This is a genomic window from Stenotrophomonas sp. NPDC077659, assembly GCF_050268705.1.
Taxonomy (GTDB): Bacteria; Pseudomonadota; Gammaproteobacteria; order Xanthomonadales; family Xanthomonadaceae; genus Stenotrophomonas.
Map to the genome: position 1 here is coordinate 1 of NZ_JBNNHG010000287.1, position 1425 is coordinate 1425.

The following is a 1425-nucleotide window of genomic DNA, read 5'->3' on the forward strand; positions in this document are numbered from 1 at the left end:
AGCAGGGTCACGCCCCTGGCGTTGGCGGCCTTGGCGAAATCAACCACGCCGGGGATGGCCTTGGCCTTCTTCTCGGCCACCCACTGGTCCCAGGTCAGCTCGTCGTATTCCTTGCCATCGCGCACCAGGCGGGCCTGGTAGGGCGAGTTGTCCAATACGGTTTCATCCACGTCCAGCACCACGGCCGGCTTCAGGCCCTTGGCGTCGTTGCCGCGTTCTTCCGGCACCAGCGCGTCCCAGTGGGCTTCCTTCAGCGCGCCATCCAGCTTGTCGGCGGCGGCACGGTAGGTCTGTTCGGTGATCGCCTTGTACTCCTGCGCACGCTGCATCCACAGCACCGCATTGAGGTTGTCGTTGGCGGTCACATCGACGGCACTGGCGGCCTTGGCGGCCGCGGCCGGGGCTTCGGGGGCCTGGGCCGCAGGCGCGTCCACGCGCTTGCAGGCAGACAGGCCGATCGCCGCGGTGGCGAGCAGGGTCAGGGACAGGGAAACGGGACGACGCATCAGGATTCACCGGCAATCAGATATACCCGCCCATTTTACCGGCAAAGATGACCGTGGCGCGGCTATGCTGCGGGGTTGACACTCTGCCTTCCGGAGGCCGCCATGACCGATCCCGTCCAGACCCCCGAGGTCCCCCTGCTTGACGCCGTCCAGGCCCGCCTGCTGGGCTGCCTGGTGGAAAAGGAGGCGACCACCCCGGACACCTACCCGCTGACGGTCAACGCTGCGCAGTCGGCGGCCAACCAGAAGACCGCCCGCGAGCCGGTGATGAACGTCGACGCCGGCAGCGTGCAGCACGCGCTGCGCCAACTGGAGACGCTGGGGCTGGCGCGCCAGCATTTCTCTTCGCGCGCCGACCGTTACGAGCACCGCCTGCAGGCTGCGCTGGACCTGACCCGGCAGCAGACGGTGCTGCTGGCGATGCTGCTGCTGCGCGGCCCGCAGACCCTGGGCGAGCTGGTCTCGCGCAGCGAGCGCCTGTACCGGTTCGCGGAGGTCGACGAAGCCCGCCACGCCATCGAGCGCCTGCAGCAGCGCGCCCTGTTGCTGGTGCTGCCGCGCGCCAGCGGCCAGCGCGAGGACCGCTACATGCACCTGCTGTGCGGTGAAGTGGATGGCGCGGCGCTGGCGGCGAAGTACGCCAGCAGTGGCGGTGGCGGCAGCGAAGCGGCCGAGCCCGGCCTGGCCGAGCGCGTGGCCCAGCTGGAAGCGGCGGTGGCCGAGCTGCAGGCGCAGCTGGCCGAACTGCACCGCACCCGGTAGTGGGGGGGGGGGGGGGGGGGGGGGGCGGGGGGGGGGGGGGGGGGGGGGGGGGGGGGGGCGGGGCCGGCGCCCCCCCCCCCCCCCCGGAAACCCGCGCGCGGATCCGGGCGGGGCGCAGGGAAACAACCGAAACAACGCCACCACCGCGGGGCCCCAC

At 71.7% G+C, this 1425-nt stretch carries 2 protein-coding genes; one reads left to right on the forward strand and one right to left on the reverse strand.

Features of this window, described 5'->3' with window-relative positions; all coding sequences use genetic code 11:
- The coding region (locus tag ACQKDV_RS19500; RefSeq protein ID WP_427785868.1) for an HAD family acid phosphatase at nt 1-506 on the reverse strand (506 nt) is incomplete at its 3' end.
- 102 nt (nt 507-608) lie between these two features.
- Between ACQKDV_RS19500 and ACQKDV_RS19505 the strand changes: the two genes are divergently transcribed.
- A complete protein-coding gene (locus ACQKDV_RS19505) occupies nt 609-1268 on the forward strand; it encodes a YceH family protein (protein WP_427785869.1) in 660 nt (219 codons plus the stop codon).
- Nucleotides 1269-1425: the final 157 nt, after the last annotated feature.